The organism is Halorubrum pallidum, from assembly GCF_055380345.1.
Genome location: NZ_AP043945.1, coordinates 1878717 through 1899147 on the forward strand (window position 1 = coordinate 1878717; position 20431 = coordinate 1899147).

Here is a 20431-nt window from a genome sequence, read left to right on the forward strand (position 1 = left end):
GTAATGACAGACGACTCGGACGCAGACGGGGGCGGGCGGCGAGAGCTGACCGCTCGCCTCGCCGTCCCGGAGATGGACTGCCCGTCGTGCGCTCGGAAGGTCGACGGCGCGCTCGACCGCGTCGAGGGGGTGGTCGGAGTCGACCTCAACCCGACGGCCGGGACCGCGACGGTGGCGTACGACGCCGATCGCACCGACGAAACGGCCGTGGTCGCCGCGATAGAGGGCGCGGGCTACGAGGTGACGGACGGCCAGCGGGAGACGAGCGAACCCGACGGACGGGAAAATGGGGAGACTCCCAACGGTGAGGGCGGGGGCCGAGACGACGACCGAGCTGGCGGCGTCGCCGTCGCGCCGCCCACCGAGGTCTGGACGAGCACGCGCGCCAAGAAGACGTGGGTCGGGGCCGCGCTCGTCGCGCTCGGGCTCGTCTTCGAGTTCGTCGCGACCGGGCGGAACGTCCCGGTCGCGAGCGTCCTCGGCGCGCCGATCACGGTCGCGGACGCGCTGTTCCTCGGTGCGGTCGCGGCCAGCGGCGTGCCGGTGATCCGCGACGGCTACTACTCCGCGCGCAACCGGAGTCTCGACATCGACCTGCTGATGGGGACGGCCATCGTCGCGGCCACCGGTATCGGATATTTCGTCGAGGCCGCGACGCTCGCGGTGCTTTTCAGCGTCGCGGAGCTGCTGGAGGACTACGCGATGGACCGCGCCCGCGACTCGCTACGCGAGCTGATGGAGCTGTCGCCCGACGAGGCGACCGTTCGCCGTGAGGGCGACGAGGTGACCGTCTCCGCGAGCGAGGTCGCGGTCGGCGAGACCGTGATCGTCCGGCCGGGCGAGAAGATCCCGCTCGACGGGACGGTCGTCGAGGGCGAGAGCGCCGTCGACCAGTCGCCGATCACTGGCGAGAGCGTTCCCGTGGACAAGGCGACCGGCGACGAGGTGTTCGCCGGAAGCATCACGGCCGAGGGGTACCTCGAGGTCGAGGTGACCTCGACGGCGGGCGACTCGACGCTCGCGCGGATCATCGAGATGGTGCAGGGAGCACAGGCGAAGCGCACGGAGACGGAGCGGTTCGTCGACCGCTTTGCGGGCTACTACACGCCCGTCGTGGTCGCCCTCGCGCTCGCGACGGCCGCGCTCCCACCGCTCTTCATCACCGACCCGATCGCGGTCTCGGTCGCGGGGTACGGGATCACCTTCGTCGGCGACTGGGGGACGTGGTTCGTCCGCGGGCTCACCCTGCTCGTCATCGCCTGCCCTTGCGCGTTCGTCATCTCGACGCCCGTCTCCGTCGTCTCCGGGATCACGAGCGCCGCGAAGAACGGCGTACTGATCAAGGGCGGCAACCACTTGGAGGCGATGGGCGACGTCGACGTCGTCGCGTTCGACAAGACGGGAACGCTCACGCGCGGCGAACTCGCCGTCACCGACGTGATCCCCGCCGACGGGACCGATAAGGCGACGCTCCTCCGATACGCCGCCGCCGTGGAACGACGCAGTGAGCACCCGATCGCCGCCGCGATCCTCGCGCGAGCCGAGTCCGCCGACGGTGACGGTGTCGACGGCGACGACGCCGACACGCTGGGACGTGCGGTCGGAGTGGACCGACCGGAGGCAACCGAGTTCGAGAGCCTCACCGGCAGGGGCGTCCGCGCCGTCGTCGACGGAGAGACGTACTACGTCGGCAAGCCGGCGCTGTTCGAGGATCTCGGGTTCGATCTCGCACGGGGCCGTGCGGCGACGGACGGCGGCGAGGTCGCCGGCGAGGCGACGACGGCGGGTGCGCGGGACGATCCGGATGCGGCGGAGGGTGCTGCGGCGACGAGCGACGGCGCGGACCCGAGCGTCGCCCGGACCGGTACCTTCGACGCGGAGACGCTCACTGCGGTCGAGCGGGAGGGCAAGACGGTGGTGCTCGTCGGTACCGAGTCCGCGTTCCTCGGTGCTATCGCCGTCGCCGACGAAGTGCGACCGGAGGCGGCCCGCGTGGTCTCTCGGCTGCGCGACCTCGGCGTCGAGCGCGTCGTCATGCTCACGGGCGACAACGAGGGGACGGCGCGGGCGGTCGCAGAGCGCACGGGCATCGACGAGCACCGCGCCGGTCTGCTGCCCGAGGACAAGGTCGACGCGGTGGAGGCGCTCCGGGCGGAGTACGGGGCGGTCGCGATGGTCGGTGACGGAATCAACGACGCGCCGGCGATGGCGACCGCCGACGTCGCCGTCGCGATGGGTGCCGCGGGCACCGACACCGCGCTCGAAACCGCGGATATCGCGTTGATGGGCGACGATGTAGGGAAACTCCCGTACCTCTACGCGCTCTCGCACACCGCAAACGGCGTCATCCGTCAGAACGTCTGGGCCAGCCTCGCCGTGAAGTTCCTGCTAGCGCTCGGGGTGCCGCTCGGACTGGTGAGCGTCGCCATGGCGGTCGTCGTCGGCGACATGGGGATGAGCCTCGGGGTCACGGGCAACGCGATGCGGCTGTCCGGCATCGATCCGAAGCGGTACGAGTGAGCTGTCGACGGATCGACACTCGCACCGACAACCGCAGATCGGTTCGACGGTCGGGTGGACGCGCCGGCCGGGTCGACCCCGTCAGATCGACTCGACCGTGTGGTGGCCGCCGTCGATCGCCGCCGCGTCCTCGGGCAGCAGCGCGACGACGAGATAGCCGGCGTACTCGCGGAGGTACTCCACCATCGCGGCGATGCGGTCCGAGTCGATCGCCTCCAAGGAGTCCAACACCATGAACGGGAGCGTCTCGTACACGTCGTGAACGAGGTACCCCGCCAGGGCGAACACGAGCCCCGTCACCTCGCGTTCGCTCTCGGAGAGGTGGTCGACGGTGTCGCGGTAGGCGCTCCCGTCGTCGCCCGACCGCACGACGTGGAGGTCGAACCGCGCCTGAGAGACTTTGCGCCGCCCCTCGCGGACCTCCGTCTCGCGTCGCTCGATCCAGATCCGATCGATGTTGTCGTACCCGAGCACGTCCAACACCGCGGCCATGTGCTCGTTGAACGCGTCGACGGCGTCGGCCTCGATCCGGTCCACGCGCGTGCGGAGGTCGGTCAGTTCGTCGGCCGCCGCCTCGCGCCGCTCGCGGAGCGTCTCGCGCTCGTCGAGCTTCGACTCCGTCTCGGCGATCTCCGCGTCGACGTCCGCTAGGTCCGACTCCAGCCGGTCGACCCGCAGTTCCAGTTCGTTGGCCTCACGGTGACGCTCGATCACCTCGTCGTACTCGCCGGCTCCGACGTCCTCCGTCTCGGCCTCGCGCTCTTCGACGCGGGCTTCGGCGGCCTCGCGCTCGGCTTCGAGCGATTCAATCCGGTCCGTCACGTCCTCGATCTCCGTTTCGACCGCTTCGAGGCGCTCCTCGGCTCGCCGCCGCTCGGCCCGTCGCTGTCGGAGGGTCGACCGCTTCGACGTGAGATCGGAGATGCGGTCTCGGAGATCGTTTCGCTCCTCCAGCCTGTCGCCCCGGAGGTCCCGAAGTGCGTCAACGGTGTCGTCGATGTGGTCGCGCTCCACCTCGGACCCGCAGGTCCAGCACACGACCTCCTCGGAGCCGAGCAGTTCGTCTGTGACGGACGCCGACTCCGAATCGGGAGTGTCGCCGTTCGAGCGGCGATCGAAGGCGACGTCGAGCCCGTCGCCTTCCAGCATCTCCTCGTTGAAACTGATGACGCTCCCGAGTTCGTTCAGCGTCTCGTCGAGCGCGCGCTTCCGCTCACGAAGCTCCTCAATTCGGCCGTCGATCCGTTCCGGATCCTCTTCGGGCGGCTCCGAGTCCTCGAGGGTCGCCTCCAGATCGGCGCGCTCCGACCGAAGCTCCGCCAGCGTGGACTCTTCGGTCTCGATCTCGAACGTGAGATCCTCGACCTCGGAGCGGGCCTCGCGGACCCGTTGGAACGCGTCTTCGAGTTCCTCCTTCCGAGAGCGGCTCTCCTCGAGGTCCGCATCGAGTTCGTCGATGGCCGCCTGCGCGTCCGCGAGATCCGCGCGGGCCTCCTCGAGTTCGGCGTCGATTTCGGCGCGTCTCGTCTCGAGGTCTGGCAGGGTGGATTCGAGTTGGTCCAGATCGGCGATCTGATCGTCGATGTCGTCTTTTTCGGCCTCCAGTTCCCGGATCTCCGCTTCGATCTGATCGGTATCGACCGGTCGCATGATGATCTCGCGGAGGTCGTCACCGCGGGCGACAGCGCGACGCGACTCGTTGTTCTCGAGGAGGAACGCGAACAGGTCGGCGAGTTCCGGATCGGCGAGGTACGGGTCGCCGCCGAACGCGACCGTGTCGCCCTGACGGGTGAGCGTTCGCGTGTACGTCTCGCCGCCGACCGTGAGTTCGACTCGTCCCTCGGCCGCGTCACCCTTCAACGACGGGCGTGTGCTGCCGAGCCCGGCCATGAGAGCTTGTAAGAACGACGTTCGGTTGGTGGCGTTTCGGCCGCTGAGGACCGTCACCCCCGGCTGAATCTCGACTTCGGTCTCGTCTATCCCTCCCACGTTGCTCGCATGAACGCGGACGGGCGACTCCGAAAGCATCGTCGACTCCATTACCAGAGTGGTACCGGCGCGATAGATATAATTGTTATGTAAATACAAGATCACGAACTGTCACGTCGCCAGCCGCGGAAATGGCGCGTACTTCGCTACAGATCGACGGTTCCGCACAGATCGACAACGCGGCGCAGTTCGGCGAGTTCACACGATTACGGTTCTCCGCAGTCACAGCCGCCGGAGCGAAGCAGGTCGCTGACCGCGTAGTCGGATCCGCAGTCCGGACAGATCGCGCGCACGTCGATCAGGAGCTCGTAGTCGTGATCGGTCAGTTCGCCGGCTTCGACGAGCGACTCGACGGTCGACTCCGTGACGGCGGCGGTCCGACCCTGCAGGCGTTCTAACGTCTCCAGCTTTCGGTCCACGCGGCCCTCGGACCGGTCGGGAAGCTCCGCCTCGCGGTAGCTCGTGAGATACGTGTGAACGGCCTGATGCGTGACGAAGTCGTCGAGGACCGCGTCGACGTCGATGCCGGCCTGCTCTAGGTCGCGCCGCTTGCGCATCCGGTCTGCGCTCCCGGTCTCTTCGTCCGTCAGCGCCGCGTACGCGCTCGCGACGTCGCTCTCCACCGCCGACGAGCCGGCGTCGCGCATCGCCGCCTCCAAGACGCGGCGGTTGAACACGTCCGCAAGGTCGCGCAGGCTCGTCCGGTCGCCGTCCGCCCCCGTCCACTGCCGTTCCAACTGCGCGCCCAGTCCGGCCAAGTCGTACGCCTCGATCACCCGCGCAACCTTGCTGTTCGGCCGCGACGACGTATCGGTCATAGCCCCACTTGGTGCCCCGGCTTTACAAAAATAGCGGTGTAACAACACCCGGCGCCTACACAACGAATGAACGGTGAAACGGTGAATTCCACCATGATCGATGATCGACCTCTCCGGTCTATCGACTGGTAGACGATCTCGGTCAGAGCGTATAAGGCGAGATGTTCCACCGCGATTGATGCTGAGCCACAGGCGGTTGCACTATTCGCCAAATGTCTATGTTTTAGATACAATATCTTTTTATTATATGTTTCTAGTCGTCTCGGCGTCGCGTGTGCAGTTGGGTTCGCAGAATCACTCTCCAGCGAGACGCTGGTCGGAGCACACAGTCTACCCCGAGACATCATCTGTCGAGTCGGCTCGACGATCGACCGTCTCGCGTAACAGCCCCGTACAAGGCCGAAAACGGATCGGTGAGGACAGAGCTCAGTTCAGATGACGAGGGGGATGAACTGATCGACCCGACGGACCGACGGCCAGCTGTCCGCAGGATCCGACGAACGTTTCTGGCCACCCAGCCCGTTGATCGCCTCTGGCCACCCAGCCCGTTGATCGCCTCACTACGACGTTCCTCGACGACGAGGGCGATAGCGCCGAGAGCGCGGCTCGCACGGGTATCTCGGTTACGGTGTCCAGACCGTGGCAATCGCCCCGTCCAATCGGCGGCGGGGACCCTGGGTACACGGCGTCGATCGGCCGGTTCGATACTAACAAATATTCGTTATTTTTCTATTCTTACCAATTTACATAGGTGTATTCGAACTCGTCTGAATTCGCGTCAGTGGCCCGCGGTCGACCTCGTGGCTTCTCCCCGTCCGTGAGCGTGAGCACGGCCGGTATCGTTTTGCGTCCGGCGAGACGACTGTCGCGTATGTACGATGTCATCCTGCTCCCGGTCGCGCCGGGCGGAGAGGCGAACGACGCGGTCCCGCACGCGGCGAGCCTCGCCGAGCGCTACGACGCGACCGTACACGTCGTGAGCGCTATCGACACCGTGGCACAGACGCTGCGAGGCCCGCAGGCCGGCGCGTTCGCCGAGCGCGTCGAGGACGCGGCGGAAGCGCGCGTCGAGGCCGTCACGGGCGAGTTGGAGGCGGCGGGCGTCGAGGTCGTCGGGAACGTCATCCGCGGCGAGCCGCTCGATGTGATCGAGAACGCGATAGACGACAGCGGTGCCGATCTCGTCGTGATGCCGAGCCACACGCGCACGGGGCTTCAGCGCGTGCTCTTGGGGAGCGTCACGGAGAAAGTGGTCCGCGTCTCTCCGGTGCCGGTGGTCACCGTGCCGATCCGCGGGTCGGACGAGTCGGAGGCCGGACGCTCGGACGACGCGACGTGACCGACGGGTCAGAGCCCGCGAGCGCGAGCGACACGCCGGAGACGTCGGGATCGGTCCGCGCGTTTCGGGTCGCGTACGACGGCCGCGAGTACGCGGGGTTCCAACGTCAGCCCCACGCGACGACGGTCGAGGGGACGCTGTTGCGGGCGCTCGCGGACCACGATATCCTCGACCGCGGCAGCGGTCCGACGCACGCGACGCCGCCGAGTTACGCCGCCGCAGGGCGAACCGACTCCGGGGTCTCCGCGGTGGCACAGACGGTGGCGTTCGCGGCTCCGGACTGGCTCGCACCACGGGCGTTCAACGGCTATCTCCCCGGATCGATTCGGGTGTGGGCCGCCGCCGACGCACCGGACGGCTTCCACGCGACCCATCACGCGGTTCGGCGGACCTACCGGTATCACCTCTACGCGCCGGTCGAACGTGACAGCGAAGAAGTGTCGGGTGCGGGTGGCGACCGATCCGCCGGCACGGGCCGCATCGACGACGGGCGCGTCCACGACGCGCTCGCACGGTTCTCCGGCGAGCACGACTTCCACAACCTGACGAGCGACGAGACGGGGACCGTCCGCGACCTCGACGCGACGGCGACGCGGGACGGAGACGCGCTCGTCATCGACGTGTCGGCCGACGGCTTCCCGCGGGCGCTCGTCCGGCGTCTCGTGGCCGCAGTCCGAGCAATCGGCCGCGGTACCGCAGACCTCGCGTACGCCGACCGGCTGCTCGCAGACGATCCCATTCCCGGCGAACTCGGCGTCGGGCCAGCGCCGCCCGAACCGCTGGTACTCTGGGACGTCGCGTACGACGGTCTGACGTTCGCGGTCGACAAAGAGGCCGCGGCTAGCGCGCGCGTCGCATTCGACGAGCGCCACCGCGACGCCCGCCACGCGGCCGCGGCGACGGGAGCGATACGCGATCGGATCGCGGGGAGCGAGCCGGACCGTGCCGATCGGTAAGGGATAGTCGGCGAGAACGCGGGCCGGACAGCCAGCAGGGTGAACCGGGACTCAGTCGCCGGAGAGGGCGGCGTCGATGGCGGCTGAGATAGCGTCCGCGCCGTATCCCTCGACCGGGTCGCCGTTCACGAAGATAGCCGGGGTTCCGGAGACGCCGATCGACTCGCCCTCGCTGCGATCGGCCATCGACGCCGACTCGTAGGCGGTGAACTCGGCGTCGGCCATGGCCGCACAGGGGTCCCCTCCTGCGGTCTCGGCGGCCGCGCCGATCGCTTCTCCGCTGTAGCTTCCCTGGGACTCGTAGACCGCCGTCGAGAAGTCGAAGAACGCCTCGTCACCGCCGCGGGCACCGACGCCGCGGGCCGCACTCGCGACGGGGACCGCCCACGCCTCGTTGACCGGGATGGGGAAGTCCCAGTGTTCATACCGGACGTCGCCCGGCGCGAGGTACTCCTCGCGGATCGTCGGGAACTCCTCCAGCTTGTAGCTCGCACAGTGAGGACACGTGAAGTCCTCGAACGCCTGCACGAGCACGTCGGCCTCCGGATCCCCGAGCGTCGGTCGGTATTCGAGGTCCGGGTCGGCGGGCTCGGTCAGGTCGCAGTCGTACTCGCCGGTGTCGAGGCCGACAGCGGCCTCGCCGTCGCCGCTTCCGCCACTTCCGTCGCTTCCGTCACTTCCGTCGCCGCCAAGACATCCGGCCGCGCCGACGACACCGGTAGTGATAGCGCCCGCGAGCAGGGACCGTCGCGTGTACTCCATACGCCGGATCCGGTCGGAACGCACTTAACCACACCGCGACGGTCCGAACGTTTTTGCCGTCGCCTCGTGACCCTGTAGTATGACCGACTGGGATCTCGACCTTCGAGACGCCGAAGCGCAGATGGACGAGGCGTTCGCGGCCAGCGGCGACGTCGTCCTCGGCGTCCTCGACGGGACCACCGATCCCGACGAGTGGGTACGCAGCGTCGACTACGGCAACACCCTCGTGTTGACCATCGACGGCGACCTCAACGAACTCGCCGCCGGCTTCGCACGAGACATCAAGGATATGGACGGCGAACTGATGCACTTCCGTGGCTTCCTCGTCGTCACCCCGCCCGGCGTCGCCATCGATACCGACCGGTTGAGCGACTGACAGCCGGCGTCGTCGGTGTTTCTGAACAATGACAGTAGCACAAGAAGTATGCCGCTTCAGTGAGAGGAGCCCTTCATGAAAGCCGTCGTACTCGCGGGGGGATACGCGACCAGACTCTGGCCCATCACTCACCACCGACCGAAGATGTTCCTTCCGGTCGGCGAAAACACCGTCATCGACGAGATATTCGAGGACTTGGAGGCCGACGACCGCGTCGACGAGGTGTTCGTCTCGACGAACGAGCGATTCGCCGAGACGTTCGCGGAGTACCTCGCCGAGAGCCCCTTCGAGAAGCCGACGCTCTCGGTCGAAGAGACCGTCGAGGAAGACGAGAAGTTCGGCGTCGTTGGCGCGCTCGAACAGCTCGTCGACCGCGAGAACGTCGACGACGACCTGATCGTCGTCGCCGGTGACAACATGATCAGCTTCGATCTGGGCGAGTTCGCCGACTTCTTCGAGGAGAAGGGGACGCCGACGCTGGCCGCCTACGACGTCGGCGACCGCGAGCGCGCCAAGTCGTACGGGCTCGTCGACCTCGACGGCGACGAGGTGATCGACTTCCAAGAGAAACCCGACGATCCGAAGACGACGCTCGTCTCGATCGCCTGTTACGCGTTCCCGGCCGAGACGCTACCCGACCTCTCGACGTATCTCGAAGACGGGAACAACCCGGACGAGCCCGGCTGGTTCCTGCAGTGGCTCCAAGAGCGCGGCCCGGTTCACGCGTTCACGTTCGACGGCGCGTGGTTCGACATCGGGACCGCGGACAGCTACCTCGACGCGGTCGCGTACGCGCTCGACGGTGGGAGTCTCGTCGCGGACGACGCGACGGTCGAAGACTCCGAGATCGGGGACGTAGTCCACGTGATGGACGGCGCGACGGTGACCGACTCGACGCTCGACCGGACGGTCGTCTTCCCGGACGCCACAATCGCCGACTCGTCGATCCGCAACTCCGTGATCGACGAGGGCGCGACGCTGACGGGCGTCGATCTCTCCGGCGCGCTGATCGGCGCGTACACGACGATCACCGACGGCGACGGCTTCTAGGATTTCGACGGGCCGTCAGCCTGCCCGTGCGTGTGGTGATAACAGTCGAGTTCGGGGCCGTCCTCGGCGTCGATCGGGTCGAAACACACCCGGCGGTACCGCTCGTTGTCGAGCAGGTTGACGACGAATCCGTCGGCGTGACGCGACACGGACTCGTATGGGTCGCCGCAGGCGGGACAGGTATCGGGCGGATCCGCTGGGACGTGCATGGTGGGCGTCGGTTCGCGCGTCTCACTCGGGTCCGAACGGGCAAAACCGATCCGCCGCGCGCGAGTGATTTTTCCAAGTGAGAACTGTTTTGCACGGAGCGACACCGAGACAGAGCCATCCACGGGGCAGTCACACCGGGGGCGTGGGCGACCGTTCCGGTGGATCTGTCCTACGAGCCGTTGCCGCTCTCGCTGCTTCCGCCCTCGACGCCGAGCGCGTCGAACAGTTTCCGTCGAACGGCCTCCTCGGTGAGTTCGAGTAGCGTGTCGCGGTTGTCCCCGCTCGCCTCGATACCCGTGAAGATCCCGAGCGGTATCTCCAGTGATCCCTGCGTCGAGTGCCCGGCGGCATCTCCCATCTCCGAGAACGCCTCGTCGAGGACGTTCCCGATGTTCAGCCGGATATCCTTCGACCGAGCCGCGAGGTAGATGGTGTCGTCCGCGATCCCCAACACGGCCGTGGTCGTGATTCCCTCTAGGTTGAGGAGGTGCTGGGCGGCCTGCGCGAGCGCCTCGCGGTCGCGGATGAACCCCGCGGTCGAGAACAGGTGGCTCCCCTGTACCTCGCGGTTCTGAATCGCTTCGGCGAGCACGTCGAGCGTCTCCGGGCTCATCGACGGCGACTCCACCTGTTCGAGCGTGTCGTGGTTCGCGAACGGGTGGAGATACGCAGCCGCCGTCAGGTCCGCTGGCGTCGTGTCTCGCTTGAAATCCAGCGTCTCGGCGCGGATTCCGTACAACAGCGCGGTCGCGACCGCCTCCGACGGCGACTGGTCGAACTCCTGGAGATATTTCGTGAGGATCGTCGACGTCGAGGAGACGTTCGTGCGCACGTCGACGAACCGCGCGTCGAAGGGCACGTCGGCCTCTAGGTGATCGATGTAGACGTCGATCTCGGTGTCGAAGTCGAACCCGTCGTCTGCGGACTTCGCGAGGTCGACCGCGGCGATCGTTCCGTACTCGGCGAGGTCGGGAGCCTCCGACCGCGCCACGAGATCGATCCCGAGGAGATTGACGAAGGCTCGGTTCTCTTGATGGCCGACGTCACCGGTGTACAGGATGTCCGCTTCGACGCCGAACGCGTCCGCAATGGCCTGTAGCGCGGTCGCGGACGCGATGGAGTCCGGTTCCGGGTTGTCGTGTGTCAGGATCGCCATCCGTCCGTCGCCCGCCTCGATGATCTCTGCGAGCTGGCGGGCCATGTACTCCAGTTCGCCGGTTTCGAGCGACTGGAGCGCGCTGTCTGCGATCACCGTCGAGGGGTTGATCACCACGTCAGCGCCGCGCTCGCGGAGTTCGTCCTCGCTCACCGGGTCGGACGCCCGAACGACCACGTAGTGGTCGCCGCCGGTGTCTCGTACCGCCGAGACCGCCGCCTTGTTCGCTTCGACGTCGCTTGCAAGGATCAACACGATGTCGCGGTCGGCCAGCTCGTCGACCACGTCGGGGTCGGCGATATCCTGTACGCGAGCGTTGAGATCCTGATCGCGGAGCGCCTCGACGCGGCTCTCGTCTCGATCGAGGATGAGCACGTCCTTGCCGCGACCCGTGAGTTCCTCCGCGACGGCGTGCCCGACGCTTCCACAGCCGAGGATGGCATACCGCGTCCGCGCCGATCCGGATGACCCACTCATTGGCGGTGTTTCCGCGGGACGACACTTAACGAGTGTGTTCTCTCTCACGCCGTACCGACCCGTTCACGTCGGTCGGTACGGCGGAGAACGCGGCGAAAATCGAGCGTCGCCGCCGGTGGCAATTCCGGGCTGTCGAGCCGCGTCCCGCGAGATACCCCACCGACGAATGAAAAGGCCTTTTACCGCGACTGCGATACGTTTCGATGAGGGCCGGTAGCTCAGTTAGGGAGAGCGACGGACTCTTAATCCGTCGGTCGCGTGTTCAAATCGCGCCCGGCCCGTACACTGAACCGCAGAGCGACAGCGATGCGGTGAAGGAACCGGACGGAAGCGATTTGAAGTAGAGAAGTCGCAGCGCGAGCGAAGCGAGCGCTCGTCTGATCGGAATGCGGGATTCGTGAGTAAACTTATGTTCTATTGGGTCATAGGTTATAGTACAGCAGGATGCCGGAGCACCACCCGATCGAGTTGAACCGCGCCGTCCCCGGTGGACGCGTGGAGATATTCGCGATCCGCGACGAGGAGTATCCGGACGGGTGGTTCTACCGGTTTCAGTACTACCATCCCGAGACCGGCGAACTACTCCGATACGACGACGCGCATGACGACGACGATCTCGGTTGGCATCACCGGCACGTTCGATTCGGCGACGACACGGAGATCGAGTTTCACGGGCTCGCGGCTCACGTGACTCGGTTCCTGAACGAAATCGCGACGCTGGCGGACACGGAGACCACCAATGACTGAACCCGACCACGGCGGCTGGCCCGACAAGTACAGTGACCCACGCGACCGGCCGCACCCCGATGTCCTTCGCATCACCGTCGAGTCGTTCGACGAGGCGTTCGAGGACACGCTCACCGCGGTCGACGCGGCCGCCGCCGGCGAACCACAGCCCGCGGTGGTGTCGTTCGCGACGGTCGGCGAGCTGCGGAAGATCCTCACCGACCGACGGATCGAACTACTCCAGACACTGATGGACACCGACGGCGCCGCCGAGAGCATCAGCGCGCTCGCGGAGGCGCTCGATCGCGACTACAGGACGGTCCACGACGATGTCACGCTGCTGACGGACTACGGGATCGTGTTCATCGTCGAGGACGACGACCGCTCGAAGCGTCCGTACCTCCCGTACGAACGCATCCGCCTCGATGTCGAACTTACCGTGAGCGACTCTGGTGAGGAGCCCGCAGCGGCGTGAGGTTCCACTCTCCTGCTGTTGTCGATATCTTCAGCCACACCCATGCCGGCAACCAGAAGATGGATCTCCCGACTCAATTGTCGTTGACTACTTCCTCGACGATCTCGCGTTCGTAGCGATCGACGAGCCCGGCGTCGAGCAACACCTTACAGCGCTTGGTGATTCGACCGGGGCTCACGGTACCTATAAATTCGAATCCTATCTCCCACGAAGTCGCTGCACCGTCGGAGGCTAACAGTTCGAAGATTCGATCGTCGAGTAGGATCATCCCATCTCGACCGACTCGCTTTCTGCGAGACACTTCCTCTCCGAGCGAAGCGTCCCGAATCGGAATCGCTCAGACATCCGCAGAGGAAGCGGCTCGGTCTGCGTGTGGGTCGTCAAGGTCGTCCGCGTCGGCGAGCCGGTACAGTCCGAGGAGCGCGCCGGCGACGACGACCGCGCCTTCGGCGCGAGCAGCGGCGTACACCCACTCGCGCGGTTCGACGTCGCCGGGGTTCCGAAACGCGACGCGGATCCACCCGCGGACGACGGGGCGCGGGGCGACGGTTTCGATCAGTCCGACGACTCCGGTCGCCAACAGCAGCAGGGCTTTCATAGCCGACCTTCGCCCGGTGTGACCAAAAGCGATGCGGCGGCTACGAGGAGTCGTCGGTCGTCGCGCCGTCGGTGTCGCCGACGGCCGCGGCGTACCGTCGGTAGACGCCGGCCGCCCACGACCGGATCGCGGGCGCGTCCGAACAGAGGAGCGCGGCGAGGCCGTCGCCGTCGAACAGTCCGACGACCGCACGCTCGCCGACGAGCAGCACCGCGATCGGCGAGTCGCCGTCGTGGACCGCCGCCTCGATCCCGTGGCGCGCGAGCGCGGAGCGGAGCACGGCCCCCGATCCGCCCGACAACCGCGCGGCGGCGGTCCCGGTGAACACGAGCCGAACCGTCTGTTCGGCGCCGGGTCCGTCGATCGCGTCGCGCAGCCGCCGGACCGTCGACATCTCGATCTGCGGGACGACGCCGACGATCGACGCCGAACCCGATCTCCCCTCGGCTGCGTCAGATTCGGAGTCGCCGCAGTCGTCGTCCAATCTCACCTCCGCGCCGCCGCTCGCGGCTGTCCCACCGCTCACGGCCGTCGAGAGGAGGTCCGCCGGGTCCGGGTCGCCATCCCGCTCTGCGACGACGACCTGACTGTCGTCGCTCCCCGCATCGGCGCTGTCGGCCACCCCGTCCGCGTCGACGGCGCGGTCGACGAGCGAGCGGAGAACGGCACCGGGGCCGCGATCTGTCATACGGCGGGTATCGTCCCCGCAGGGGTAAACCCAAGGGCCGTCGCGCCGAGGGAGCGATATGACCGAACGCGACGCGGACGGAGCGGCGGCGGTCGGCGACCTGCTCACCGAACGAGAGGAGACGCTAGCGGTCGCCGAATCGCTGACCGGCGGGCTCGTCGGGTCGCAGGTGACGGACGTTCCGGGCGCGAGCGCGTACTTCGACCGCGGGTTCGTCACGTACGCGTACGACGCGAAGCGCGAACTGCTCGGCGTGTCTCGCGAGTCGCTCGACGCGGAGGGCGCGGTGAGTGCGGCCGTGGCGGAGGAGATGGCGGCCGGCGCACGCGACCGCGCCGGGACGACGTGGGCGGTGTCGACGACCGGCGTCGCCGGACCGGGCGGCGGAACCGCGGAGAAGCCGGTCGGACTGGTGTACGTCGGCGTCGCGCACGCCGCGCCGTGGGGGACCGAGGCCTCGTTCGTCCGGAGCGAGCGCTTTCAGTTCGACGGCGACCGCGCCGCGGTGAAACGGCAGTCGGCAGACGCGGCCCTAGACGTGCTCGTCCGCGTGATCCGCGAGACCGAAAGCGGGAGGTAGCGGGGCGAGTCACGGGCGAGAGTGCTCGTCACGGCTCGCGAGCGTTTATCTAGTCACCCCGTGTACACGAAGTATGATCGACCGCGTGCTGGTGCCGATGGACGACTCCGAGCTGTCCGAGCGGGCGCTACGGTACGCGCTCGACGTTCACGAGGGCGCGCAGATAACCGTCTTACACGTCGTGGGCGAGCCCTCGCGGATGATGGGGGCGGCGACGGGAATCGCCCTCGCCGACAACAGCGAGGAGACGATTCGCGAACTCGCGGCAGACGTGCTGGACCGCGCTCGCGAGATCGCGGACGAGTACGACGTGACCGTCGACGGGGAGATCGAGGTCGGTCCGCCGGCACGGCGAATTCTCGACCGGGCCGAGTCGTTCGACGCGATCGTGATGGGGACGCACGGCGGGTCGCTCGCCGATAGGCTGCTCGTCGGCAACGTGGCTCAGACGGTTTTCCGCCGATCGCCGGTCCCGGTGACCGTCGTGCGCTGACGCGAACGGCGAGGGTCACTCGATGTACGCGTGGCCGACGACGGCGACGAGCAGCGCGGCGACGACGATCCACGACAGCGGTTCGACCGCGAGCAGCCGGATCGGACGGGCGACCGACTCGTCGAATCCGAACAGCACGCCGGCCGCCAGCGCGGCCGCTAGCACGAGCGCGGCGACGACGCCGGCGACGCCGAGGAGCGCTGAATCGGTCGAGTCCATACGATCGGGTGCGTTCGGAGACCAGATAAATGGATCAGCGCGTCGGGCCGTCGGTTCGATCGTCGGGATCGGAACGGGCACCTTTTCACGCGAGCGCCGCGTACTCGGCGTATGGAAACGATCGAACGCGGGTCAGCGGGACCGTCCCGCGTCGCGATCGTCGGCGGGATCCACGGCGACGAGCCCGCGGGCGAGCGGATCGTCAGGCGACTCGCTGCGACGCTCGACGAGGAGGGAACGGGAACCGGTAGCGTCCGACTAATCGTCGCCAACGACCCGGCGCTGGCGGCCGGGACGCGCTACACGGACACGGACCTGAACCGAGCGTTCCCGGGCGACCGCGAGAGCGACGAGTACGAGCGCGCGCTCGCGCCCCGGCTCGCGGCGGCGCTCGACGGAATGGACGCGGTGCTCGCGCTCCACACCTCACACAGCGCTCCGCCGCCGTTCGCGATCTACAGCGAGTTGACGCCGTCGGTGCGCCGGAGCGTGACCGGTATGCCGATCGAGTACGTCCTCGACTCGGGGAACCTCCGGTCGACCACGCTCGACTCCGTCGTCCCGCACGCCGTCTCGATCGAGGTCGGACGACAGGGGAGCGAGGACGCCGTCGAGTTCGGCTACGATGCCTGTCTCGCGTTCCTGCGAGCACACGGCGCGCTCGACGACGAGCCACCGACGTTCACGGAGACGACGGTCGTGGCTGGTGACGAGGAGGTTCCGAAAGGCGGCGGCGAGCCGCACGTCCATTTCGCGAACTTCGAGTCGATCCCCCGCGGTGCCGTGTTCGCGGAGGACGACGTGTACACGCACCGCGTCGACGAGGAGGGGATCGTTCCAATTCTCGCGAGCGAACGCGGATACGAGGAGATATTCGGCATCTACGGTCGCGTCCAAGGTACTATATTACCGCCGGGATCCGTAGACGATCGGGGGCAAATCGGGGATCCGGCGGCCGGATCGGAGGGGGAAACGAGCGGAGGAGAACTAAGCACAGACGAACCGAAAGGCGACCGGTCGGTCTGAGACGGGAGAGTCCGGATTTACTTCGCGGTCGGCGTCACGTCGCCGACGGCGTCCATCACCTGCATCGCGGCGCTCGCGGCGAGGCCACGCGCGACCTCGTCGGTGTCGGCGTCGGCGATCCCGGCGTCCAGATCGTCGGGATCGGGCGTGAACCCGGCCGAGACCGGGTGGCCGGCCGGCGGGTTGACGGCGACGGTCGCCTGCGGTCCGTTCGACCCGACGGACAGCTCGGAGCCGACGGCGTAGCTGTTCGGGAGATACGACTCGGTTCGCGAGACGATTCCGGCTACCGCGCGCCGGAGACGCCGTTCTTGGTCGGGGGTGAGGTCGACGGCCGCGGGTTCGCCCGCGTTCGTCACGCCCGGTGCCCCGGCATACGGGTTGTTGCCGTTCATCGAAGACACACCGAGTACGCGGAGCCCACTCAAAAAGGCGTCGGCGACGCTAGCCGTAGATCCGCTCGGTCGCGATCGCGGCCCCCTCGTCTAGGGCCTCCAGCTTCGCCCACGCGATCTCAGGATCGACCATGCCGATCCCGGCCTGCGTCCCGAACCCGCAGTCGGGCGCGGCGACCAGCGGCGTTCCGTCAGCGACCGCGTCGGCGACGCGTTCCAACCGGTCCGCGATCGTCTCCGGGTGGTCGATGATGTTCGTCTTCACGTCGACGACACCGGGGATCAGCGTCCAGCCGTCCGGAACCGGGTGCTCGGCGAACGCGCGGTACTCGTGCTGGTGGCGGGGGTTCGCCTGCTCGACGCTGAGTCCGGAGATGTCGGCCTCGTAGATCTCCGGGAGCATGTCCGCCAGATCCGTGTCGAGGTGGTGAGGGCCCTCGTAGCTTCCCCAGCAGGTGTGGAGCCGGACCTGCTCTTCGGGGATCCCCGAGAGCGCCTCGTTGAGCGCCTGTACGTGGAGTCGCGTGGCCCCCTTGACCTCCGCGAGCGGCTCGTCGGCGTACGCCGCCGTGTGGCCGACCGTCAGGAGTTCCGGCGCGTCGATCTGAAGCGTGAATCCCGCGTCGGCGACGGTCTCGTACTCCTCGGCCATGGCGTCGGCGACGGCGAAGAGGTACTCCTCGTAGTCGCCGTAGTGGTCGTCGACGTGCGTGGCGGTGACGACGCTCGGAGACGCCGCTGTGACGAACGTGTCCGCGAAGTCCGCGCCGGCCGCGTCGAGCGCGTCGCGGAACGCTGCCAGTTCGGCCTCGGCCTCGTCGCGGCCGGTGTATTCGACGGGACCGGTCACGACTGGGTGTTCGGAGAGGTCGATGACGTCGGTCTTGAACGTCTCCTCGGCGTAGCTCGGGAACTCCTGGAGGTCCGCCCACAGCTCCTGTTCGCGTGTCCCCTCGATGCCGCTGAGCCGGTCTGCGACGTACCAATTGAACGAGACGCGCGACTGTTCGCCGTTGTTGGCGACGTCGACGCCCGCTTCGGCCTGTCGGTCGACCACGTCACGCGTGGCGTCCGCGACGGTCGCGTCCCAGTCGTCCTCATCGACGGGGTCGCCGCCCTGTCGCTTCGTGAGGAGATCGAGGAGTTCGGGCGGCCGCGGGAGGCTGCCGATGTGCGTCGTCTGAATCTGGTTGGCCGTCATCGGTACTCGCCTCTCGCCGCTCGCGTCGCCTAAAGGTCGCGAAACGAACAATCTGGTCCGGTTCGCTCCAGTCGGCCCGGTTCGATCCAGCCGGTCCGGTTCGCTCCCACTCGTTCGTCGCCGAGCGGTCGAAGTTACTCGTCTGTCGCAGAGAGAATCGGCTCCGACTCGCCGTACGCGGCGATCACGACGGCCGTGGTGTACCGGTTCGGCTCGGCGGCCGCGCTCTCGACGTGGAACTCTCGGTCCGGCAGGTCCCAGTCGCGGAGGTCGCCGCCCGCGTCCAGTCCCGACCTGATCCGCGTGCGAACGTCCTCGCTGTCCTCGCCGGTCACCTCGTAAAAGAGCCCGGGACCGGGGCCGGTCGCCCACCCGAGACCGGCCGCCACGTCGGGGTGACGACGGGGCGCGCGCTTCGACTCCGCGTCCTCCGCGCCGGCGCGGCCGCCCTCCCGGAAGTCGACCTCGTCTTTCGGCCCCACTGTCCGCCGGGCCTCCACGACGGTGAGGCGGTTGCCGGCGGGACCGAGATCCGGTGCCTCCTCGACCGCGACGACGGTCGCCTCCGCGGGAACGACGGATGAGACGGCGACGAGGTTGTAGTTGTGGAGGTTAGCGTCCGCGAGCGCGGCGTCGTAGGAGGCCATCGCCGTGTCGGCGACGCCGACGCCGCCGGCGACGTGGATGGTGTTCATCGGTCCCTGATCGACCGCCGGACCGCTAAGGGGTTACGGAGTTCGTGTCGACGGTGACTTCCGGATCGAATCTCCGGACGACGCCGCCGATCCGATCGTTCGTCAGATCGACTGAAACAGCCGATTATATGTTTTAAACAATAATAGGGCACTATCTATGTATATCGGCATCATTTGGAATAATATGAGGCCAGAGTGCAACACAGGTGGCGAAGAACTGTACGAGTGTTTTGATTGCGGGTTCCGGTGTGAGTCCGGCGGGACGTGTCCGACGTGCGACGGCGAACTGCGTCACTTGGGGCGGTCGCGCGACCTGTGAGCCGTTCGGGTCACGCGTCCCCTGCCGTGTCGTCCGTCGAGTCATCGCTCACACTCTTATCGTCGGTCGCCGCGCCGTCCGTCGATGCTTCGTCCGTCTCCGCTCCGTCCGTCGCCTCGCCGTCTCCGGTCGCCTCGTAGCCGGGTAGCGACAGGACGTTCTCGCGCCCCAGCCGGAATCCGTCGAGGTCGTCGGCGTCGCGGAGACCGGTCACGACCTGACTGGTCTTGGCCGCCGTCCAGTCGAGTTCCTCGACGACCTGCTTTTGTTTCATTCGGCCGCCGTTGGCCTCGAGGAGCCGAAGCACCTGCTCTTCGTTACTCAACAGCTCCTCGTCGACCGGGGGCGCGTCGGCAGCGCCGTCGGACCCACTGGAGTCGTCTGACTCGCGGTCCGGTTCGGCTGACTCGGGCGCGTCCGCCGGAGCAGTCGAATCGATCGGCCCGTCGCGTTCGGCCGCGGATCCGGGCGTTTCGTCGTCGTCGCCGCGACCGAGCACGGCGAAGTCACCGCCGAAGCGACTGCGCCGCGCGAGAAGCGCTGCGGCGACCGCGACGAGGACGACGACAGCGAGGACACCGAGGAGCGGTAAGAGGCCCGTACCGCCCGCGATTCCGGTCGGTTCGAGCGAGACGCGAGGCTCGCCCTCGGTGAAGTCCCTCGGCCCCTGCCAGACGACGGATCCGTCGCGGGTCTCCGTGGGCGCGGGCGTGGTTTCGACCGCGCGATACTCCTCCGGCCACGAGACGACGAACGAGGACCCGTCGTCGAGGAACAACTCGTCGACGGCGTCGCCGACGACGATCCGATCGCCGTCGACGGCCGCGAAGTTCCGCCACTCGAACCGGTAGGTGAGAACGCCGTACGACTGCGGGAGTTCGCGCCGCTCGGCGGTCACGGTGACGTTCGAAACCGCCATGTCGCGACCGGTCGCGCTCTCGGCGGCGGCGGCGGTCGAGGCCATCCGTTCGCTGAACCGATCGGTGTACGCGGTCGTGTTCGACTCGACGTCCGTGCGGAGTTCGGTGAACGCCTGCTCCTCTTCGTCGGTCGTCAGCCGCACGCGATACTGGACCTCCCAAGTCGCGTTGCCGTCGGCGTCGACCGTCGCCTCGATCAGAACGTCGTCCGGATCGACCTCCGTCTGCTCGAATCCGACGGGTGCGACGCCGGACGTGCCAGCGGCGTCTCCGGGCACGCCCGCGGTACCGCTCGCCGCGACCCCGAGGGCGACGACGACTGCGGCGAAAACGAGAAGCGGGGCCGTTCGCTGCATAGAGAGGAACTCAGGCGGGGCGAATAAATTGTTTCTCATCTGGGCGGCTTCGACTGCCGGTCACGAGCCCGTGGATCGACGGGACGA

At 67.5% G+C, this 20431-nt stretch carries 23 protein-coding genes, 1 tRNA gene and 1 pseudogene; 12 read left to right on the top strand and 13 right to left on the bottom strand.

All coding sequences use genetic code 11. The annotated features are described in order from the left end of the window. Positions 1-3: 3 nt before the first annotated feature. A complete protein-coding gene (locus ACZ45C_RS11245) occupies positions 4-2520 on the top strand; it encodes a heavy metal translocating P-type ATPase (RefSeq protein ID WP_460562598.1) in 2517 nt (838 codons plus the stop codon). Between the two features lie 81 nt (positions 2521-2601). Here ACZ45C_RS11245 and ACZ45C_RS11250 read toward each other — a convergent pair whose 3' ends face one another. Together ACZ45C_RS11250 and rdfA are read right to left on the bottom strand one after the other, a co-directional pair. After that, positions 2602-4560, bottom strand: a complete 1959-nt coding sequence (locus tag ACZ45C_RS11250; RefSeq protein ID WP_460562596.1) for an archaea-specific SMC-related protein — start codon at positions 4558-4560, stop codon at positions 2602-2604. Positions 4561-4715: 155 nt separating this feature from the next. Continuing rightward, entirely contained in the window at positions 4716-5327 is a 612-nt protein-coding gene (rdfA, locus tag ACZ45C_RS11255; protein ID WP_460562594.1) for a rod-determining factor RdfA, read from the bottom strand. 871 nt (positions 5328-6198) lie between these two features. On the opposite strand from rdfA, the gene ACZ45C_RS11260 reads away from it, so the two are divergent. Beyond that, on the top strand, positions 6199-6666 hold the full coding sequence (locus ACZ45C_RS11260) for a universal stress protein (RefSeq protein WP_460562592.1): 468 nt from the start codon (positions 6199-6201) through the stop codon (positions 6664-6666). Beyond that, complete coding sequence (gene truA, locus ACZ45C_RS11265) at positions 6663-7622, top strand: tRNA pseudouridine(38-40) synthase TruA (RefSeq protein WP_460562590.1); 960 nt, start codon at positions 6663-6665, stop codon at positions 7620-7622. Before ACZ45C_RS11260 ends, truA begins: the two co-directional genes overlap by 4 nt. A 51-nt stretch (positions 7623-7673) precedes the next feature. Here truA and ACZ45C_RS11270 read toward each other — a convergent pair whose 3' ends face one another. Continuing rightward, positions 7674-8384 (bottom strand): DsbA family protein, encoded by a 711-nt coding sequence (locus tag ACZ45C_RS11270; protein WP_460562588.1) that lies wholly within the window; start codon positions 8382-8384, stop codon positions 7674-7676. Positions 8385-8463: 79 nt separating this feature from the next. On the opposite strand from ACZ45C_RS11270, the pseudogene ACZ45C_RS11275 reads away from it, so the two are divergent. Both ACZ45C_RS11275 and ACZ45C_RS11280 read left to right on the top strand, forming a co-directional pair. Continuing rightward, positions 8464-8757 (top strand): annotated as a pseudogene (locus tag ACZ45C_RS11275) (DUF5779 family protein); the annotation flags it as partial. 78 nt (positions 8758-8835) lie between these two features. Further along, positions 8836-9810 carry a sugar phosphate nucleotidyltransferase gene (locus tag ACZ45C_RS11280; RefSeq protein ID WP_460562586.1) on the top strand — a complete coding sequence of 325 codons (975 nt, stop codon included), beginning with the start codon at positions 8836-8838 and terminating at the stop codon, positions 9808-9810. On the opposite strand, the gene ACZ45C_RS11285 is transcribed toward ACZ45C_RS11280, so the two are convergent. After that, a complete protein-coding gene (locus tag ACZ45C_RS11285) occupies positions 9807-10019 on the bottom strand; it encodes a hypothetical protein (protein WP_460562584.1) in 213 nt (70 codons plus the stop codon). The two genes, ACZ45C_RS11280 and ACZ45C_RS11285, sit on opposite strands and share 4 nt — an antisense overlap. A 170-nt stretch (positions 10020-10189) precedes the next feature. Continuing rightward, positions 10190-11653: a DHH family phosphoesterase gene (locus tag ACZ45C_RS11290; RefSeq protein WP_460562582.1), complete on the bottom strand. Its 1464-nt coding sequence runs from the start codon at positions 11651-11653 to the stop codon at positions 10190-10192. Between the two features lie 207 nt (positions 11654-11860). Between ACZ45C_RS11290 and ACZ45C_RS11295 the strand changes: the two genes are divergently transcribed. The 3 genes from ACZ45C_RS11295 to ACZ45C_RS11305 all read left to right on the top strand — a co-directional run bounded on the left by ACZ45C_RS11295 (position 11861) and on the right by ACZ45C_RS11305 (position 12854). After that, positions 11861-11934 (top strand) — tRNA-Lys (locus tag ACZ45C_RS11295). Between the two features lie 163 nt (positions 11935-12097). Next, a complete protein-coding gene (locus tag ACZ45C_RS11300) occupies positions 12098-12400 on the top strand; it encodes a toxin-antitoxin system TumE family protein (protein ID WP_460562580.1) in 303 nt (100 codons plus the stop codon). Continuing rightward, the gene (locus tag ACZ45C_RS11305; RefSeq protein ID WP_460562578.1) at positions 12393-12854 is read left to right on the top strand and encodes an HVO_A0114 family putative DNA-binding protein; all 462 of its coding nucleotides are present in this window, start codon (positions 12393-12395) and stop codon (positions 12852-12854) included. Before ACZ45C_RS11300 ends, ACZ45C_RS11305 begins: the two co-directional genes overlap by 8 nt. Before the next feature lie 73 nt (positions 12855-12927). Here ACZ45C_RS11305 and ACZ45C_RS11310 read toward each other — a convergent pair whose 3' ends face one another. The 3 genes from ACZ45C_RS11310 to ACZ45C_RS11320 form a co-directional block, all read right to left on the bottom strand. Continuing rightward, complete coding sequence (locus ACZ45C_RS11310) at positions 12928-13122, bottom strand: hypothetical protein (protein WP_460562576.1); 195 nt, start codon at positions 13120-13122, stop codon at positions 12928-12930. 69 nt (positions 13123-13191) lie between these two features. Continuing rightward, positions 13192-13452: a DUF6199 family natural product biosynthesis protein gene (locus tag ACZ45C_RS11315; RefSeq protein ID WP_460562574.1), complete on the bottom strand. Its 261-nt coding sequence runs from the start codon at positions 13450-13452 to the stop codon at positions 13192-13194. A 40-nt stretch (positions 13453-13492) separates the two neighbouring features. Continuing rightward, complete coding sequence (locus ACZ45C_RS11320) at positions 13493-14140, bottom strand: transcriptional regulator FilR1 domain-containing protein (RefSeq protein ID WP_460562572.1); 648 nt, start codon at positions 14138-14140, stop codon at positions 13493-13495. A 58-nt stretch (positions 14141-14198) separates the two neighbouring features. Here ACZ45C_RS11320 and ACZ45C_RS11325 point away from each other — a divergent pair, with 58 nt between their 5' ends. Together ACZ45C_RS11325 and ACZ45C_RS11330 are read left to right on the top strand one after the other, a co-directional pair. After that, on the top strand, positions 14199-14720 hold the full coding sequence (locus ACZ45C_RS11325) for a CinA family protein (protein ID WP_460562570.1): 522 nt from the start codon (positions 14199-14201) through the stop codon (positions 14718-14720). Between the two features lie 73 nt (positions 14721-14793). Then, positions 14794-15213: a universal stress protein gene (locus ACZ45C_RS11330; protein ID WP_460562568.1), complete on the top strand. Its 420-nt coding sequence runs from the start codon at positions 14794-14796 to the stop codon at positions 15211-15213. A 15-nt stretch (positions 15214-15228) separates the two neighbouring features. Here the strand turns inward: ACZ45C_RS11330 and ACZ45C_RS11335 are convergent, their stop codons facing one another. Further along, positions 15229-15432: a hypothetical protein gene (locus tag ACZ45C_RS11335; protein WP_460562566.1), complete on the bottom strand. Its 204-nt coding sequence runs from the start codon at positions 15430-15432 to the stop codon at positions 15229-15231. Positions 15433-15543: 111 nt separating this feature from the next. On the opposite strand from ACZ45C_RS11335, the gene ACZ45C_RS11340 reads away from it, so the two are divergent. Then, positions 15544-16458, top strand: coding sequence for a M14 family metallopeptidase (locus ACZ45C_RS11340; RefSeq protein WP_460562564.1), 915 nt, complete (start codon positions 15544-15546; stop codon positions 16456-16458). Positions 16459-16475: 17 nt separating this feature from the next. On the opposite strand, the gene ACZ45C_RS11345 is transcribed toward ACZ45C_RS11340, so the two are convergent. From ACZ45C_RS11345 to ACZ45C_RS11355, 3 genes are all read right to left on the bottom strand, one after another. Continuing rightward, on the bottom strand, positions 16476-16853 hold the full coding sequence (locus ACZ45C_RS11345) for a DUF5811 family protein (protein WP_460562706.1): 378 nt from the start codon (positions 16851-16853) through the stop codon (positions 16476-16478). 49 nt (positions 16854-16902) lie between these two features. Beyond that, complete coding sequence (locus ACZ45C_RS11350; RefSeq protein ID WP_460562562.1) at positions 16903-18054, bottom strand: methionine synthase; 1152 nt, start codon at positions 18052-18054, stop codon at positions 16903-16905. A gap of 134 nt (positions 18055-18188) precedes the next feature. Further along, a complete protein-coding gene (locus ACZ45C_RS11355) occupies positions 18189-18749 on the bottom strand; it encodes a pyruvoyl-dependent arginine decarboxylase (protein WP_460562560.1) in 561 nt (186 codons plus the stop codon). 184 nt (positions 18750-18933) lie between these two features. Here ACZ45C_RS11355 and ACZ45C_RS11360 point away from each other — a divergent pair, with 184 nt between their 5' ends. Continuing rightward, the gene (locus ACZ45C_RS11360) at positions 18934-19068 is read left to right on the top strand and encodes a rubrerythrin-like domain-containing protein (protein WP_464374319.1); all 135 of its coding nucleotides are present in this window, start codon (positions 18934-18936) and stop codon (positions 19066-19068) included. Between the two features lie 10 nt (positions 19069-19078). Here the strand turns inward: ACZ45C_RS11360 and ACZ45C_RS11365 are convergent, their stop codons facing one another. After that, positions 19079-20344: a DUF7345 domain-containing protein gene (locus ACZ45C_RS11365; RefSeq protein ID WP_460562556.1), complete on the bottom strand. Its 1266-nt coding sequence runs from the start codon at positions 20342-20344 to the stop codon at positions 19079-19081. Positions 20345-20431 lie beyond the last annotated feature (87 nt).

Coding starts and splice junctions, on each gene's coding strand:
- ACZ45C_RS11245 (WP_460562598.1), top strand. CDS start 4: ATGACAGACGACTCGGACGCAGACGGGGGCGGGCGGCGAGAGCTGACC.
- ACZ45C_RS11250 (WP_460562596.1), bottom strand. CDS start 4,560: ATGGAGTCGACGATGCTTTCGGAGTCGCCCGTCCGCGTTCATGCGAGC.
- rdfA (WP_460562594.1), bottom strand. CDS start 5,327: ATGACCGATACGTCGTCGCGGCCGAACAGCAAGGTTGCGCGGGTGATC.
- ACZ45C_RS11260 (WP_460562592.1), top strand. CDS start 6,199: ATGTACGATGTCATCCTGCTCCCGGTCGCGCCGGGCGGAGAGGCGAAC.
- ACZ45C_RS11270 (WP_460562588.1), bottom strand. CDS start 8,384: ATGGAGTACACGCGACGGTCCCTGCTCGCGGGCGCTATCACTACCGGT.
- ACZ45C_RS11280 (WP_460562586.1), top strand. CDS start 8,836: ATGAAAGCCGTCGTACTCGCGGGGGGATACGCGACCAGACTCTGGCCC.
- ACZ45C_RS11285 (WP_460562584.1), bottom strand. CDS start 10,019: ATGCACGTCCCAGCGGATCCGCCCGATACCTGTCCCGCCTGCGGCGAC.
- ACZ45C_RS11290 (WP_460562582.1), bottom strand. CDS start 11,653: ATGAGTGGGTCATCCGGATCGGCGCGGACGCGGTATGCCATCCTCGGC.
- ACZ45C_RS11300 (WP_460562580.1), top strand. CDS start 12,098: ATGCCGGAGCACCACCCGATCGAGTTGAACCGCGCCGTCCCCGGTGGA.
- ACZ45C_RS11305 (WP_460562578.1), top strand. CDS start 12,393: ATGACTGAACCCGACCACGGCGGCTGGCCCGACAAGTACAGTGACCCA.
- ACZ45C_RS11310 (WP_460562576.1), bottom strand. CDS start 13,122: ATGATCCTACTCGACGATCGAATCTTCGAACTGTTAGCCTCCGACGGT.
- ACZ45C_RS11315 (WP_460562574.1), bottom strand. CDS start 13,452: ATGAAAGCCCTGCTGCTGTTGGCGACCGGAGTCGTCGGACTGATCGAA.
- ACZ45C_RS11320 (WP_460562572.1), bottom strand. CDS start 14,140: ATGACAGATCGCGGCCCCGGTGCCGTTCTCCGCTCGCTCGTCGACCGC.
- ACZ45C_RS11325 (WP_460562570.1), top strand. CDS start 14,199: ATGACCGAACGCGACGCGGACGGAGCGGCGGCGGTCGGCGACCTGCTC.
- ACZ45C_RS11330 (WP_460562568.1), top strand. CDS start 14,794: ATGATCGACCGCGTGCTGGTGCCGATGGACGACTCCGAGCTGTCCGAG.
- ACZ45C_RS11335 (WP_460562566.1), bottom strand. CDS start 15,432: ATGGACTCGACCGATTCAGCGCTCCTCGGCGTCGCCGGCGTCGTCGCC.
- ACZ45C_RS11340 (WP_460562564.1), top strand. CDS start 15,544: ATGGAAACGATCGAACGCGGGTCAGCGGGACCGTCCCGCGTCGCGATC.
- ACZ45C_RS11345 (WP_460562706.1), bottom strand. CDS start 16,853: ATGAACGGCAACAACCCGTATGCCGGGGCACCGGGCGTGACGAACGCG.
- ACZ45C_RS11350 (WP_460562562.1), bottom strand. CDS start 18,054: ATGACGGCCAACCAGATTCAGACGACGCACATCGGCAGCCTCCCGCGG.
- ACZ45C_RS11355 (WP_460562560.1), bottom strand. CDS start 18,749: ATGAACACCATCCACGTCGCCGGCGGCGTCGGCGTCGCCGACACGGCG.
- ACZ45C_RS11360 (WP_464374319.1), top strand. CDS start 18,934: ATGAGGCCAGAGTGCAACACAGGTGGCGAAGAACTGTACGAGTGTTTT.
- ACZ45C_RS11365 (WP_460562556.1), bottom strand. CDS start 20,344: ATGCAGCGAACGGCCCCGCTTCTCGTTTTCGCCGCAGTCGTCGTCGCC.